At 71.8% G+C, this 15,604-nt stretch carries 9 protein-coding genes; 4 read left to right on the forward strand and 5 right to left on the reverse strand.

Translation table 11 applies throughout. The annotated features are described in order from the left end of the window. Positions 1–40: 40 nt before the first annotated feature. The 3 genes from EV382_RS30040 to purE all read left to right on the forward strand — a co-directional run bounded on the left by EV382_RS30040 (position 41) and on the right by purE (position 3,899). The gene (locus EV382_RS30040) at positions 41–2,077 is read left to right on the forward strand and encodes a thioredoxin domain-containing protein (protein ID WP_130407436.1); all 2,037 of its coding nucleotides are present in this window, start codon (positions 41–43) and stop codon (positions 2,075–2,077) included. Between the two features lie 122 nt (positions 2,078–2,199). Next, the gene (locus EV382_RS30045; protein ID WP_130407438.1) at positions 2,200–3,375 is read left to right on the forward strand and encodes a 5-(carboxyamino)imidazole ribonucleotide synthase; all 1,176 of its coding nucleotides are present in this window, start codon (positions 2,200–2,202) and stop codon (positions 3,373–3,375) included. Between the two features lie 32 nt (positions 3,376–3,407). After that, positions 3,408–3,899, forward strand: a complete 492-nt coding sequence (gene purE / locus EV382_RS30050; protein WP_130407440.1) for a 5-(carboxyamino)imidazole ribonucleotide mutase — start codon at positions 3,408–3,410, stop codon at positions 3,897–3,899. Between the two features lie 282 nt (positions 3,900–4,181). On the opposite strand, the gene EV382_RS30055 is transcribed toward purE, so the two are convergent. Together EV382_RS30055 and EV382_RS30060 are read right to left on the reverse strand one after the other, a co-directional pair. Further along, on the reverse strand, positions 4,182–9,077 hold the full coding sequence (locus EV382_RS30055; protein WP_130407442.1) for an SCO7613 C-terminal domain-containing membrane protein: 4,896 nt from the start codon (positions 9,075–9,077) through the stop codon (positions 4,182–4,184). A 150-nt stretch (positions 9,078–9,227) separates the two neighbouring features. Beyond that, complete coding sequence (locus EV382_RS30060; protein WP_130407444.1) at positions 9,228–10,655, reverse strand: UDP-glucose dehydrogenase family protein; 1,428 nt, start codon at positions 10,653–10,655, stop codon at positions 9,228–9,230. Between the two features lie 251 nt (positions 10,656–10,906). On the opposite strand from EV382_RS30060, the gene EV382_RS30065 reads away from it, so the two are divergent. Further along, positions 10,907–12,070, forward strand: a complete 1,164-nt coding sequence (locus EV382_RS30065; RefSeq protein ID WP_130407446.1) for an acyl-CoA dehydrogenase family protein — start codon at positions 10,907–10,909, stop codon at positions 12,068–12,070. Positions 12,071–12,424: 354 nt separating this feature from the next. On the opposite strand, the gene EV382_RS30070 is transcribed toward EV382_RS30065, so the two are convergent. From EV382_RS30070 to EV382_RS30080, 3 genes are read right to left on the reverse strand one after another with little or no spacing between them, the layout of a single operon-like run. After that, complete coding sequence (locus EV382_RS30070) at positions 12,425–14,329, reverse strand: EAL domain-containing protein (RefSeq protein ID WP_130407448.1); 1,905 nt, start codon at positions 14,327–14,329, stop codon at positions 12,425–12,427. Beyond that, entirely contained in the window at positions 14,326–14,907 is a 582-nt protein-coding gene (locus EV382_RS30075) for an RNA polymerase sigma factor (RefSeq protein ID WP_130407450.1), read from the reverse strand. Before EV382_RS30075 ends, EV382_RS30070 begins: the two co-directional genes overlap by 4 nt. Next, complete coding sequence (locus tag EV382_RS30080; RefSeq protein WP_244236853.1) at positions 14,904–15,203, reverse strand: hypothetical protein; 300 nt, start codon at positions 15,201–15,203, stop codon at positions 14,904–14,906. Before EV382_RS30080 ends, EV382_RS30075 begins: the two co-directional genes overlap by 4 nt. Positions 15,204–15,604 lie beyond the last annotated feature (401 nt).

Below are 15,604 nucleotides of genomic sequence, written 5' to 3' on the forward strand. Positions count from 1 at the left end.
AGCCCGCGCGGTCCGCGCCGGGGGTGGCTATGGTCGTCAGGTGAACCGACTCGCCGACGCCACCAGCCCGTACCTGCTCCAGCACAAGGACAACCCGGTCGACTGGTGGCCCTGGTCGGACGAGGCGTTCGCCGAGGCGAAGCGGCGAGACGTTCCGATGCTCATCTCGGTGGGCTACGCGGCCTGCCACTGGTGTCATGTCATGGCGCACGAATCGTTCGAGAACGAGCAGGTCGGCGCCCTGCTGAACGACAACTTCGTGTCGATCAAGGTGGATCGTGAGGAGCGCCCGGACGTGGACGCGGTCTACATGACCGCCACCCAGGCGATGACCGGCCAGGGCGGTTGGCCGATGACCGTCTTCGCCACCCCGGACGGCACCCCGTTCTTCTGCGGCACCTACTTCCCGCGACCCAACTTCGTCCAGTTGCTCCAGTCGGTCGCCACCGCCTGGCGGGAGCAGCGCGAGGCGGTGCTGGGCCAGGGCGCCGCGGTGGTCGAGGCGATCGGCGGCGCGCAGGCCGTGGGCGGCCCCACCGCGCCGCTGGACGCCCCGCTGCTCGACGCGGCGGCCACCAAACTCGCCAGCGAGTACGACGCCACGAACGGCGGGTTCGGTGGCGCCCCGAAGTTTCCGCCGCACATGAACCTGCTCTTCCTGCTGCGCCACCACCAACGCACCGGCGACCCGCGCAGCCTGGAGATCACCCGGCACACCGCCGAGGCGATGGCCCGGGGCGGCATCTACGACCAGCTCGCGGGTGGCTTCGCCCGGTACTCGGTGGACGCGCACTGGACGGTGCCGCACTTCGAGAAGATGCTCTACGACAACGCGCTGCTGCTGCGGGTCTACACCCAGCTGTGGCGACTCACCGGTGACCCGCTGGCCCGCCGGGTGGCCCGGGACACCGCCCGGTTCCTCGCCGACGAGCTGCACCGGCCGGGGCAGGGGTTCGCGTCCGCACTGGACGCCGACACCGAGGGCGTCGAAGGGCTCACCTACGCCTGGACGCCCACCCAACTCGTCGAGGCGTTGGGTGAGGAGGACGGCCGGTTCGCCGCCGACCTGTTCACCGTCACCGACGAGGGGACCTTTGAACACGGCATGAGCGTGCTGCGGCTCGCCCGGGACGTGGACGATGCCGCGCCCGAGGTGCGGGCCCGCTGGCAGCAGGTGGTCGGGCGACTGCTCGCAGCCCGGGACACCCGCCCGCAGCCGGCCCTCGACGACAAGGTGGTGGCCGCCTGGAACGGCCTGGCGATCACCGCGATCGCCGAGTTCCAGCAGGTCGCCGCCGTGTACGCGTCCCCGCAGGACGAGGATGCCAACCTGATGGACGGCGTCACCATCGTCACCGACGGGGCGATGCACCAGGCCGCCGAACACCTGGCCACCGTGCACCTGGTGGACGGCCGGCTGCGCCGGGTCTCCCGCAATGGCAAGGTCGGCGAACCGGCCGGTGTGCTGGAGGACTACGGCTGTGTGGCCGAGGCGTTCTGCGCGCTGCACCAGCTCACCGGCGAGGGCCGTTGGCTCACCCTGGCCGGCGAATTGCTGGACACCGCCCTGGCGCACTTCGCCGCGCCCGGTGGGGCCTTCTACGACACCGCCGACGACGCGGAGCGGCTCGTCGCCCGGCCGGCCGACCCGACCGACAACGCCACCCCGTCGGGCCGGTCGGCGTTGATCGCCGCGCTGGTGGCGTACACGGCGCTGACCGGGGAGACACGCTACCGGGAGGCCGCCGAAGCGGCCCTCGGCACGGTCGCGCCGATCGTCGGGCAGCACCCTCGGTTCACCGGGTACGCGGCCATGGTCGGCGAGGCGTTGCTCTCCGGGCCGTACGAGATCGCCGTGGCCACCGACGACCCGACCGGCGACCCGCTGGTGGCCGCCGCCCGCCGGCACGCCCCACCCGGAGCGGTGGTCGTCGCCGGGCCTCCGGACCAGCCGGGTGTGCCGCTGCTCGCCGGCCGTCCGCTGGTCGACGGGCGGTCCGCCGCGTACGTCTGCCGGGGTTTCGTCTGCCAGCGGCCGGTCACCTCAGTCGAGGAGCTGATCGCCGAGTTGGGCTGAACGCACGGCCACGCCCGGTAATCGTCCACGCCGCCCGCCGGGTGGTCTCCCCAGCGCGTCCCGAGGTGGATCGCCAGCCCTCCGGGTGGGCACGTCGGCGGCCCGGATAGGCTGGCCGCGCTATGGATTCCCGTACCGGTCTGCCAGTTGTCGGCATGGTGGGTGGCGGCCAGTTGGCCCGGATGACCCACCAAGCCGCGATCGCCCTCGGCCAGTCACTGCGTGTGCTCGCGACCGCCCCCGACGACGGCGCGGCGCTGGTCGCCGCCGACGTCCAGTACGGCGACCACACCGACCTGGCCGCCCTGCGCACCTTCGCCAAGGGCTGCGACGTCGTCACCTTCGACCACGAGCATGTGCCCTCCGAGCACATCCGCACGCTGGCGGCGGAAGGGGTGTCCCTGTACCCGCCGGCGGACGCGCTGCTGCACGCCCAGGACAAGCAGGTCATGCGGGAACGCCTGACCGAGCTGGGTGCGCCCAACCCGGCCTGGCGTCCGGTCGGGGAGCCGGCGGACCTCGTCGGCTTCGGCGAACAGGTCGGCTGGCCGGTGGTGCTCAAGGCGGCCCAGGGTGGGTACGACGGCCGGGGCGTCTGGATGGTCGACGACGCCGCTCAGGCCACCGAGCTGGCGACAACGCTGCTCGCTGGCGGCACCCGGCTGATCGTCGAGGAGCGGGTGCCGCTGCGGCGGGAGTTGGCCGTGCAGGTGGCCCGTTCGCCGTTCGGTCAGGTGGCCGCGTACCCGGTGGTAGAGACGGTGCAGCGCGACGGCATCAACGTGGAGGTGCTGGCCCCGGCACCCGGCCTGGACGCGGAGCTGGCGGTCTCCGCGCAGCAGCTCGCCATCGACCTGGCCACCGCGCTCGGGGTGGTCGGCCTGCTGGCGGTGGAGCTGTTCGAGGTGCGCGACGACGCCGGCCGGCCCGCGATCGTGGTCAACGAGCTGGCGATGCGTCCGCACAACTCCGGGCACTGGACCATCGAGGGCGCTCGGACGTCGCAGTTCGAGCAGCACCTGCGGGCCGTACTGGACTACCCGATGGGTGACACCGCGCTGACCGCCCCGGTGGTGGTGTCGGCGAACGTGCTCGGTGGTGAGCCGGGCGGAATGTCGATCGACGAGCGGTTGCACCACCTCTTCGCCGCCGAGCCGGGCGCCAAGGTGCACCTGTACGGCAAGCAGGTGCGACCCGGCCGCAAGATCGGGCACGTCACCGTGCTCGGTGACGACCTGGACGACCTGCGGGCCCGGGCCGCCAGGGCGGCGCGCTGGCTGCGCGAGGGGCACGAGTGAGCCACGGTTTCGGGCACGAGGAGAGGGCCGCAATGAGCACGGTTGGCTTGATCATGGGCAGTGACTCGGACTGGCCGACCATGCGGGCCGCCGCCGAGGTGCTGGACGAGTTCGGTGTGGCGTACGAGGTGCGGGTGATCTCGGCGCACCGGACTCCCGTCGCCATGATCGAGTACGGACGCGACGCCGCCGCCCGGGGCCTCAAGGTGATCATCGCGGGGGCTGGGGGTGCCGCCGCGCTGCCCGGCATGGTCGCCTCGGTGACGCCGCTGCCGGTGATCGGTGTGCCGGTGCCGCTGAAGCACCTCGACGGCATGGACTCACTGCTGTCGATCGTGCAGATGCCGGCCGGGATCCCGGTCGCGACCGTGTCGATCGGCAACGCCCGCAATGCCGGCCTGCTCGCCGTACGGATCCTCGGCGCCAGTGACGAGGTCCTGCGCGCCAAGATGACGACCTACCAGCAGGATCTGGAAGAGCTGGTAGCGACCAAGGAAGCCGCCCTCCGCGCCACCCTGTCGTAACCTGCCCCACCCCGCTGCCCCAGCCGCGCATCCTCACGAACCCGACCCCGTCGGCCCCGCCGCGACCCCGTCGGCCCCGCCGCGACCCCGTCGGCCCCGTCGCGACCCCGTCGACCCCCGTCGATCATGGAGTTGTGGTGCCCGATAAGGGCGCTTTTGTGGCTTTTGTCCCCCACCACAACTCCATGATCGACGCGGAGGGGGCCGGAGGCGCGGGGCCGAGGGCGCGGGGCCGAGGGCGCGGGGGCGAAGGCACGGGCCGAAGGCACGGGGGCCTTTGATTCACCTCATGCCGCGGAGGGCGGTCTGGAGGCGTTCTTGGGCTCGGCGGCGGCGTTCGTTGCTTGCGCCGAGCACCAACAGCAGGATGCCGACCGGGATCAGCGCCAGCCATGGACCCAGGCTGAACAGGGCGTGGATCGCCGTGATCGCGGTTACCGACGCGCCGACGATCACCGGGGCCTGCTGCCGACTGGACGAGCCGAAGATCAGCACCGCGACCGCGCCGAGCAGCAGCAGCATCTGCCGCATCGTGCTGGACTCGGTGGCCAGCACGATGGCCAGCGTCGGCACGAACGCCGCGACCAACGCCGGTCCGTACGCCACCCAACTGCTCATGTCCGGCCGGTGGCGCAGCTCCAGGACGCCGACGAGGAGGGCCAACGCAGCGAAGGGCAGCGTGTACGCCTCGGGCAGCGCCACGTGGGCGACTCGCATCAGGATCCACCATGCGGTGATCTCACAGACCACCACCGACCAGAACAGGATGTGGCGTTCCACCGGTCGGCGGCCGGGTCGGGTAGCCGCCACCCCGAGGACAGCGCCCCAGGCGGCCAGCAGGGCGGCGATGTGACGGGGCGAGTCGAAGGCGAGGGCCAGCGCGATCAGCGCCGCCGCGTAACCGCTCCATTCCACCGTCGAGGCCTCCCGCTGCGCCTCCGGACGGCGTAGCCGGGGCAGGGTCGCGGCGAGCACCTGGAGGACCGCGCCGACGGCCAGCACCCCGAACGCGGACCAGACCGCCGCCAGCCCGGCGACCAGGCCGGCGGTGAGCACGAAGAGCTGCGCCATGAGCGACGCGAAGAGCCAGCCGAGGATGCGGGCCCGCTGGGTGGTCCCGAACAGCGCCGCCACCGCGCCCACCCCGACCGCGCTGCCCAGGGTGAACACGGTCATCTGCCGGTCAGCGAGGCTGCCGGCGAGCCCGGCGCTGCCACCAGCCAGGCCGATGGCGAACACCAGCACCCGGGCCAGCCGCAGCGAACGGGCCGGTTCGACCAGCGGCGGCGGTGGGGTCAGCGCGAGACCGAGCATCGCGATGGTGAAGACGGCGAGCGCGGCGACGGTGCTGGCGGGCCAGCCCTGGCCCAGCGCGAGGGGTGAAATCAGCAGTGTGACGGCCGCCCCGGGCAGCACCACCGGTACGGCCCGGGAGCGCCGCCCGCCGCTGAACCCGGTGGCGGCCAGCGCGGCGGTCGCGGTGAGCAGCAGCGCCGTCAGCACGTGGGTCGGATTGACCACGTCCGGCGGTGGAGTGAGCAACTGCGGCGGCGGGCCCTGCCAGATCCGGGTCAGGGTGCGGTGCGGCTCGACCAGGGCGGTGACCAGCGCGGGCGCGATCGAGGCGAGGGCCAGCGCGGTCGGCAGCGCCGCAGCGGCCAGCGCGCCCGCGGCCGGGCTGACTCGCCACCGCCGTCGCTCCGGGTCGTCCGGCAGTCGCCGTAGCGCGCCGTCGAGTCGTACCGCCCAGCGCCGGACCGGTTGGGCGGCCCCGGTGGGCGGCACGGTGGCCGCGCGGATCAGCTCGGCCAGCACGCCGAGCAGGGCGGCGGCGGCCGCGTAGACGCCTGCGGCGAGGCCGGTGGGGATGGCGGCGAGGGCGCTGATGGTGGCCCCGCCGACCACCGCCACGCTGACCCAGGGCAGGTATTGCGGCACCTGCCGGCGGACCGCGGCCACGGCGGCCAGGCCGAGGCTGGTCGCGGCCAGCGCGGCGGTCAGCACCACCTGCGCCGAGTGTTCGAACTCGGCGGCCAGTGCCGCCACCGCACCGGGGAGGGCCAGCAGGGCCGCACCGATCGCCGCGCCACCGATCTGCGCCAGGTGCGGCGGCATCCCCTCGGTGTCGATGTCGGTGACCTGTGGGCCGGCGAGGACGCGGGCCAGCGTGGCGACCACTACGCCGATCAGGGCGATGCTGCCCAGCGCCAGGGCGGTGGTCCACGGGCGTACCAGCCCGGCTCCGGCGGCGTGCAGCGCCACCACCCCGGCCACGGTGGCCCGGGACAGCCCGGCGCGCGCCTCTTCGGTGGCCACCGCGGCCATGCCGAACACGGTGGCGACCATTCCGCCGACCAGGACCGGCGACCACCAGGCCAGATCGAAGGCGGCCGGCGCGCCGATCGTGGCGAGCACCACCGCCACACCGGACACGTCCCAGCGCCAGGGCGGCGGGAGCAGGATGCCGGCGGCGAGGGCCAGCAGCGCCAACGCGACCGGGGCCTGCCAGGTGGCACCGCCGACGGGGGCCGCCGGCCAGCCGCTCAGGTCGCCGCCCCAGATCGGACCGGGGGTGGCCAGCACGCCGACTCCACCGCGCACCGCCGACCAGCCGGCGAGTACGCCGATCAGGGCACCACCGACGGCGAGACCGAGGACCGGCCCGCGTCGCCACTCCTCCGGCATGCTGCGGGCACCCACCGCGACCACCAGGAGCAGCGCGGACGCGACCGCCAGCTGCCCACCCGGGGCGAGGACCGCCCCGATCCGTACCAGCGTGGCGATCAGCGCGGTGGTGACCGCCGCGGCGGCCAGGTCCGAGCCGTCGAGGGTGAGGTCGGCTCGGCGGCCCGCGTCGATGGACGGCGCCAGGAAGAGCAGCACGGCCGCGACCAGCAGGAGCGCGCCGACCCAGGCGTCGGCGACGGTCGCGCCGGGCGCGCCGAACGCGGCGGCGGTGACCATCAGCGCGCCCAGTCCGGTGCCGACCGACAGCGGAGCGGGGATGTGCCGCTGGGAGACCTGCACGACGGCGGCGTAGCCGAGGGTCACGCAGACGGCCAGGAAGCTGGCCGCCAGGACCGGGACGGCCGCCTCTCGGAGGCTCGCCGGGGTGGGGGTCGGGTCGCTCGGCATGGTCGCGGCCACGAACGCGGCCACCGCCCCGGGCAGCGCGAACGCGGCACCACCGGCGGCCCAGGCGGTCACCGTGTCGGAGGCCGCCGAGGCGATCCGGACCCGGGACGCCAGCGCGACCATCGTGCCGGCCACGAACAGGGTGATCAGGACCGCGGCCGTGAGGGTGGGGCTGGACAGGCTGGCACCCGCGCCGAACAGGCCGACCACGGCCGCCCCGATGGAGTGCGCCACCGCGGCCCGGTCGGTGCGGGCGGAGAGCCCGATGACCCCGATGCCGATCGCGGTGGCCACCATCGGCCAGGGTGCCATCGCCCAGCCGAGACCGAACGAGGCGGGCACGGCGAGCGCGGTCAGCGCCGCGCCGGCGACCGCGAACTCCCGGCGGATCTCGGTGGGCAGGGCCAGCACCGCCGCGATGGTGAGCAGGAACGCGGCAGCCGCGAGCTGCCAGGTGGTCGGCCCGACCGCGGCGGCCAACTCGCCCGGGTACCGGCTGAGGTCGGGGTTCCAGGCGGGCAGGGCCGCACGGACGGCTGCCACCCCGGCGCGCAGCGCGCCGCCGGCGACCAGCAGACCGCTGACGGTCAGCGCCACCGCGGAGGCGATCTGTGGGCCACGTCGGGCCGCCTCCGGAACCGCGCGCACCGCCAGCCCGGTCAGCGTGATGACCGCCGCGATCAGCAGCAGCGCCCGGCCGGGGAACGCCACCGACGCGATTCGGCTGAGCGCGCCGATCACGGCCAGGGTGACGATGCCGGCCGCCACGTCGGGCAGCGGCGGGCGACGCAGCACCAGCGCGCCGCCCAGCCCGATCATGGCGGCCAGCAGGAGCACCACCCCGGCGCCGGTCGCGTTCGGCACGGTCTGGGCCCGCAGCAGGGCGGTGACCGCGTACGCCAGTGCGACGGCGACCGCCAGCGCGTGCAGCAACCAGGTCAGCTCACCCAGGCCGGGCACCGGGCGGGTCGGCCGCGGGTCGGCCGAGCCCACAGTGGCGTCGACCAGCTCGGCGGCCTCCTCCGGGTCACCCTCCGGCCGGCTCTCGGCGTCGCGTTGGCGGGGTGCCGACGGCGTGCGCGGCACGGGCAGGTCCTGCCGGACGGGGCGTTCCACGGTCACGCCGGAGCGGGCCAGGCCGAGGTTGACGAGGGCGACCAGGGCCAGCACCAGCGCCCAGCCACCCGGGCCGGTGATCTGGTCGTACGCCAGCAGCGGCAGCACCGGCTGGGCGGCGAGCACGGTGGCGAAGCGGGGCGCGCGCAGATCCGTCCAACCGGCGTACCCGATCGAGACGGCGGCGGTGACCGCGAAGATCACCCCGGCGAAGACGGTGGCGGAGGCGCCGTCGGTGCCGATGCGGTCCACCGCCCAGAGGGCGTTGCCGGCGAGCGGCACCAGCAGCAGGCCGACCGCGGCGATGGTCTCGGCGGTCGAGGTGAGCCCGCGCCGGGCCAGCGCCGGTGGGGCGAGCAGCATCAGGACGGTGGCCAGGAGCAGGATGCCGAGCCGGGCGAGCGCGTCCATCGAACTGGTGGCCACCGCGGCGAAGACCACCGCGGCCACTGCGAGCAGCAGCGCGCCCAGCCCGAGAGGGATGTTCTGCACCTCGCGGGAGGACGCCTCCGGCGGGTGCTCCGGGTCGTCCACGTCCAGCCAGGTGGCCCGGGGCGGGGGCGGCGGCGGATCGTCCGGGGAGGGTGGAGTGCCCTGGCGGGGCACCCGGGGCGGCGCTCCGGTGGTGGCTGTCGGTGGACGCCGGCCGGGACGGCGGCGGAGCACCCGGCGTGGCCGGGTGGCCTGCTTGAGCCGCTCCTCGCCGGCGTGGGCGAGGATGTCCCGCTGGAAGAGCGCCGCCTGCATCTTGGCGGCGATCTGCCGCTGCTCGCGCGCGATGGCGGCGTCGCGCGCCTTCATCTCCGCGATCGAACGCTCAATGTCGGCCAGGTGCTCGACCCACTGTGGTTGATCTGCCCCACAGTGCGGGCAGCGAACGGCCGGCTTGATCTCCCGGCCGCACGAGGAGCATTGAAAGGTCGCCACGACACCCCTCCACCCGCACTGTGGACTCCCACTGTCGCAGCATGCCCAAAGCTGGCGCGGATTTCGACTCTTGTCGGCGGGTCCGGGGCAAACAACGACACCGGCCGGCCATCGAGGTGTTCGATGACCGGCCGGTGGGCGTCGTTTTCGTCAGGGGCGACCCATGCCCCGGTACTCCCAGCCAGCCTGGGTCCACAGTGCCGGGTCGAGGCAGTTGCGGCCGTCGACGACCTTGCGGCCGCTGACCAACTCGCCGAGGGCAACCGGATCGGCGTTGCGGAAATCGGCCCACTCGGTGAGGACGCAGACCAGGTCGGCGTCGCTGACCGCCTCGTTGATGCTGCTCTCGTAGGTCAGCTCGGGGACCGCGCGGCGGGCGTTCTCGGTGCCCTGCGGGTCGTACACGTGCACGTCGGCGCCGGCCTTCTGCAGCAACGCGGCGACGGCGAGCGCCGGGGCGTCGCGGACGTCGTCGGTGTTGGGCTTGAAGGTGGCGCCGAGCACGGCGATCCGGGTCCCGGAGAAGTCCGGGCCGGCCGGGCCGGAGCGGCGGCCGAGCAGGTCTGCGGCGAGCTGGAGAACCCGGGTACGGCGGCGCAGGTTGATCAGGTCGACCTCGTGCAGGAAGCGCAGCGCCTCGCCGGCGCCCAGCTCCTGGGCGCGGGCCTGGAAGGCCCGGATGTCCTTGGGCAGGCAGGCGCCGCCGAAGCCGAGGCCGGCCTGGAGGAACCGGTTGCCGATCCGCGGGTCGTAGCCGATAGCGCGGGCCAGCTGGGTGACGTCGCCACCGGAGGCCTCGCACACCTCGGCCATCGCGTTGATGAAAGAGATCTTGGTGGCGAGGAATGCGTTCGCGGCGACCTTGACCAGCTCGGCGGTGGAGAAGTCGGTGACCACCAGGGGCACCTCGCGGTCCTCGGTGGCGGCCAGGTCGAACACGCCCTTGTGCGCGGCGTAGAGCATGCCGTTGGCCCACTCGCTCTTGACGCCGACCACGATCCGGTTGGGCCGCAGGACGTCGTCGACGGCGAAGCCCTCCTGGAGGAACTCAGGGCTCCACGCCACCTCGACGTCCAGGCCGTCGGGGGTGTGCTTGCCGACGAGTTGCTCCACCCACTCGGCGGTGCCGACCGGGACGGTGGACTTGCCGACGATCAACGCCTTGCGGGTCAGGTGCTGCGCGAGGCTGGTGACCGACGCCTCGACGTACGACAGGTCGGCGCCCATGCCGTCGGCCCGCTGGGGGGTGCCGACGCAGATGAAGTGCACGTCACCGAAGTCGGCGGTCTCGGCGATGTCGGTGCTGAACCGGAGGCGGCCGGCGGCGAGGTTGCGCCGGAGCAGCTCGTCCAGGCCGGGCTCGTGGATCGGCACCTGACCGGCGTTCAGCATCGCGATCTTGTCGGCGTCGACGTCGAACCCGAGTACCTCGTACCCCAGCTCCGCGTAGCAGATGGCGTACGTCGCACCGAGGTAACCAGTCCCCAGGAACGTCACCCGCGGTCGGGGTGCGCCTGAGGGCGGTGTCACCGCGGCGATGGCGGGGGTCGGCTGGATGGTGGGGTAGGGGATCGTCACGCCTGTCTTCTCCGCTCGCACTGGCGTCGCGTCGTCGCGTCGCATTCTGCTGCGGCGCCTGGGCGGGGCACCGGAGGGGTGGCTCACTGTCTCGCACTCCATCATCGCCCAGCGCGTTAGGTGCACCATCTTGCCCATACCTACGCGCCGGTAACATCACCTGAACTGCAGTCGCTAGTCTTCAGTCTGCGCGGTCGGCGGTCAGGAGTCGTCACAGACTGCGCATGATAGTGGTGAAGGGGAGGGCCGAGATGGCCGCAGGGGAGTCGTTCGACGTCTACCGGTTGCCCGAGGAGCACCAGGCGATCCGGGAAGCGGTGCGTGAGGTCTGTACCGCGAAGGTGGCTCCGCACGCCGCGGAGGCCGACGAGACCGGGGAGTTCCCCAAGGCGTCCTACGACGCGCTGCGGGCGGCCGACTTCCATGCCCCGCACATCCCCGAGGAGTACGGCGGCGCGGGCGCGGACGCGCTGGCCACCGCCATCGTGATCGAGGAGGTGGCCCGGGCCTGCGCGTCGTCCTCGCTGATCCCGGCGGTGAACAAGCTCGGCACCATGCCGCTGTTGTTGTCCGGTTCCGCCGACCTCAAGCGCCGTTACCTGACGCCGGTCGCGGCCGGTGACGCGATGTTCTCGTACTGCCTCTCCGAGCCGGAGGCGGGCAGCGACGCGGCGTCGATGACCACCCGGGCGGTACGTGACGGGGATCACTGGGTGCTCAACGGTGTGAAGCGGTGGATCACGAACGCCGGCGTGTCCGAGTTCTACACCGTCTTCGCCGTCACCGACCCGTCCGCCCGGTCCCGGGGCATCTCGGCCTTCGTGGTCGAGAAGTCCGACGTGGGGGTGAGCTTCGGCGCGCCGGAGAAGAAGCTCGGTATCAAGGGCTCGCCCACCCGGGAGGTCTACCTCGACAACGTGCGGATCCCGGCCGACCGGATGATCGGCGCGGAGGGCACCGGCTTCGCGACCGCGATGAAGACCCTGGACCACACCCGGGTCACCATCGCCGCGCAGGCCGTCGGGATCGCGCAGGGCGCGCTCGACTACGCCAAGGGGTACGTTGCCGAGCGTCGTCAGTTCGGCAAGGCGATCGCCGAGTTCCAGGGGATCCAGTTCATGCTCGCCGACATGGGCATGAAGCTGGAGGCGGCCCGGCAGCTCACGTACGCGGCCGCCGGCAAGTCGGAGCGGGGCGACGCGGATCTCACCTACTTCGGCGCGGCCGCGAAGTGCTTCGCCTCCGACGCCGCCATGGAGATCACCACGGACGCGGTGCAGCTGCTCGGCGGCTACGGCTACACGCGGGACTACCCGGTCGAGCGGATGATGCGGGACGCCAAGATCACGCAGATCTACGAGGGCACCAACCAGGTGCAGCGCATCGTCATGGCGCGGCAGTTGCTGAAGGACTGATGGAGGTCGCGGAGGTTCGCCGACCGGTATGAAATTCTTCTGGAAGTCGTACAAGACCGTTCGACGCGAAGTTCCCGGAGTTGGCTGCTGTCCAGAGCCTGGCCGGCCCGCCGGAGGGTCGGCTTGGCTTGGCCCGGCGTCGGCCTGCGTCGGCCCTCCCCAAGACAGGCCATGTCGTTCGTGAGCCTGATGCCTGTGGGTCATCGTGATGACTCACAGGCATCAGGCTCATCAGGAGATATGGCTGCCGGCTCGGACAGGATTCCGTGACACTGCACCGTCGTCGAGGTCAGGATGGTGGAGCTTCCGAACGGTCAGTAAGCCTTAACCAAGAGCGGTCGCCCGTGCGGTTGGTCATCCGATCGCCGTACGCAGGGTGCCGCCCAGTCCGGCCGTCTCGATCTCGGCGGAACCCAGCAGGGCACGGTGTGGGTTGCCCACCGGGGTCGGCTTGCCGACGGCGTAGCCCTGCGCAAAGTCCACGCCGTAGTCACGCAGGAGGCGGAGGGTGGCCTCGCTCTCCACGAACTCGGCAGCGGTCTGGATGCCCAACCCCCGGCACATGTCGACGAACGACCGGACGATCACCTGATCGGGACGGGACTCCTCGATCTTGTTGATGAAGTCGCCGTCGATCTTCACCAGGTCGATCGGGAAGTACTTCAGGTAGGTGAACGTGCCGTATCCGGAGCCGAAGTCGTCCAGGGCCAGCCGGCAACCGATGTCCCGGATCCCGCAGGCGAAGTCCATCGCCTGGGTCAGGTTGCCGATCAGCGCCGTTTCGGTGATCTCGAAGGTGACCTGGGACGGGTCGATGGTGTGCCGCTTCACCACATCGTGTACATGTTCCAGCAGGTGCGGATCGCCGAGCGAACGGCCTGAGACGTTCACCTGGTAGTGCGACGTCCGCGGTCCGTGGGCGATCAGCTCCATGGTGTGGTCGATGACCCAGCGGTCTATCGGCCAGATCTCGTCGACCCGTTCGGCGACGTCCAGGAACGCCGACGGCGGGACCGGCTGGCCGGTGCCGTCGAGTACGCGGAGCAGGATCTCCTGGCGGGTGATCTGGTTGAGGCTCAGGTCGAGAATCGGCTGGGCGTAGAGCGTGAAACTGTTGCCCGCGATCGCGGCCTGAATGCGACTGCGGCAGGTTTCCTGCCGGTCCTCCGGACGGGCCGGCTGCCGCAGCACGGTCAGCGCCACGCGCTGTCGTTTGGCCTGTCGCCATGCGCTCTCGGCGTCCACGAGCAGGTCGAAGCTGCTGGTGTCGTCGCCGTCGTGGTACCGGACGAGGCCACCCCAGGCGTCGAGGCGTACCCGCTCGCGGTCCTGTCCGATGACGAACGAGTGACCGCGCAGGCTGTCGATGATGCTCTCCGCGATGGTCGTGGCCGACGCCATCGTGGTGTTCTGTAGGAGTACGCCGAATTCGCCGGGGCCGACGAGCCCGCACACGGCGGTCCGGCGGGCCACGTTCTTCACCACACCGGCTATCGCGGCGGCGAGCCGATCCTGGGCCGCGTGGTCGAGCCCCGAGGTCGGTAGGTTCAGCGGCTCGGCGGCCACCACGAGCAGGGCTCCCGACCCGCCGCGTTGGGTTCGGCCGACCTCGTCGGCGAAACGGGGGCGGGTCAGCAGGCCGGTGGCCGGGTCACGGCTGATCAGTTCGGTCCGCGCGGTCTCGCACCGGCGGGCGAGGCGGTCGCGTTCCTGGCGGGCCAGCTCCAGGTCGGTGACGTCCTGGCCGGTGCCGATGATGCCGTGCGGCTGGTCGAACCGGTCGATCAGAACTTCGATGTAGCAGTGCACGTACCTGGTGGTGCCGTCCGGTCGGACCACCCGGTACGTCGTCTCCTTGACCGTCTGCTCCCGCCACGCAGAGTGGATGGTCCGGCGGACGCCGGGCGCGTCCTCGGGGTGGACCAGATCGAAGAGCAGGTCGGTGGAGGGTCGGATCGTGCCGGGGGCGCATCCGAGGATGAGCGACATCTCGTCGGACCAGGAGATTTCTCCGGTGGCGGAGATCCAGGTGATGGTGCCCAACTTCGCCAGCTGGGCCGCGCGGGCGATCCGGGCGGCCTCGTCGGCGTCGGTGTTCAGCGGGTCATGCGGGTCGACGTCCACGACGAGATCCCGCCCGGCCGTCACGGCGTGGGCGTAGGCCTGCTGGATCTGCCGGCGTGCGCGCCGGGCGCGGGCACGTTCGAGGGGGGTGTAATCACGTTCGGCCGCGAGTGCCAAGACCTCGTCGAGGTTCACGATGACCTCCCCGTCGTCGGCTTGTTGAATCCGGCCTGCTCCGCGAGGCGTTGCAGATGCTGACGCGCCTGCTGTTTGTAGGCGCGGACGGTGGTGTGGGCGAGACCCAGCATCTTGGCGATGTCGAGGTCGCGCCAGCCGTCGAGGAAGAGGACGAAGACCTCTGCCTGCCGGGGCGGCAGTTGCTGGAGCCACGCGACGAGCAACTCGTCCGCCTCCCGGGGATCGGTCGGTTGGGTGATGAACTCGGGTGGCACCGTGTCCAGGTCCGTCATTGTGGTGTTGGTCCGGTTTCGCCGGCTCTGCTGCCCCTGGAGCTTGTACCGCGCCGTCTTGAGCACCCAGGCCAGTGGCTGGTCGAAGCCGCGGATCTGCGCCCACTTTGCCCGGGCGGTGATGAACGTCTCCTGGACGGCCTCGTCCACGAGATTCCGGTCGGCGCAGCGGGCGCGCAGGTGCCGCTCGACCCGCAGGAAGTTCTCGTCGCAGAAGGCGGCGAAGGTCGCTTCGAGCTCGGCCGGCGTCGGCTCGGGCGAGTGGGTCGCGGCGCGGGCTACGGCGGAGCTGTTCCGGATCACGCCGCCTCCTCGTCGCTGGTCCGCTGCGGCCCCCGCAGCTCCACGAGGCGGTGCCCGTCACGGTCCCGTTCGTCGACCTTGATGTTCTCGTGGCGACCGCTGACCAGGGTGATCAGGCCGGCGGTGCGGGCTGCGGTCCGTGTGGACAGTTCCCGCTCCGCGTGGATCCGGGCGCGGTGCCGGAGGTAGGCACGGACCAGCCCGAGCACCACCCCGGCCGCCAGCCCCAACACCATTGCGGTCGAGCTGTCGGGAAGAAGCCCTTGCAAATGATCGTTCATCCTCGCCTCACGCATCCGTAGTGACCTTTCCGTATATGACTCTCTGTGGAGGGCCCGAATGTAGGTGGCGATGATGGTCAAATCTGCATTCATGATCATCGGACCGGCTGTGAGCTGCCCCCTTTCCACTGTTCGGCCACAATAGATCGTTCGTTCGGTCAGGTCGTGGTAAAAACGCGAATATCGCGCTCCGTAATTGACCTGCGGCTGATGGTGTACGCCCCTGAATGGGAATTGCGCGGCGCGTGAATTGCGATCGCTCCGTGCCGATGACGTCGGCGACCGTGGTGACTCCCCGCACACCCGGGGAATCCTGCTCGGCCCCGCCGACGTTGCAGGACGAGAGGATCATCCCTGCCCGCACCGCCTCGTCACTCTCTCGTTGACGGCGCGTCCGCACCCGCACAGAGATCGAG

The sequence above is a fragment of the Micromonospora violae genome, assembly GCF_004217135.1.
GTDB lineage: Bacteria > Actinomycetota > Actinomycetes > Mycobacteriales > Micromonosporaceae > Micromonospora > Micromonospora violae.

Excerpts from the sequence above, each read along its gene's own strand:
- EV382_RS30045 (WP_130407438.1), top strand. The coding sequence starts at position 2,200 with ATGGATTCCCGTACCGGTCTGCCAGTTGTCGGCATGGTGGGTGGCGGC.
- purE (WP_130407440.1), top strand. The coding sequence starts at position 3,408 with ATGAGCACGGTTGGCTTGATCATGGGCAGTGACTCGGACTGGCCGACC.
- EV382_RS30065 (WP_130407446.1), top strand. The coding sequence starts at position 10,907 with ATGGCCGCAGGGGAGTCGTTCGACGTCTACCGGTTGCCCGAGGAGCAC.
- EV382_RS30080 (WP_244236853.1), bottom strand. The coding sequence starts at position 15,203 with ATGCGTGAGGCGAGGATGAACGATCATTTGCAAGGGCTTCTTCCCGAC.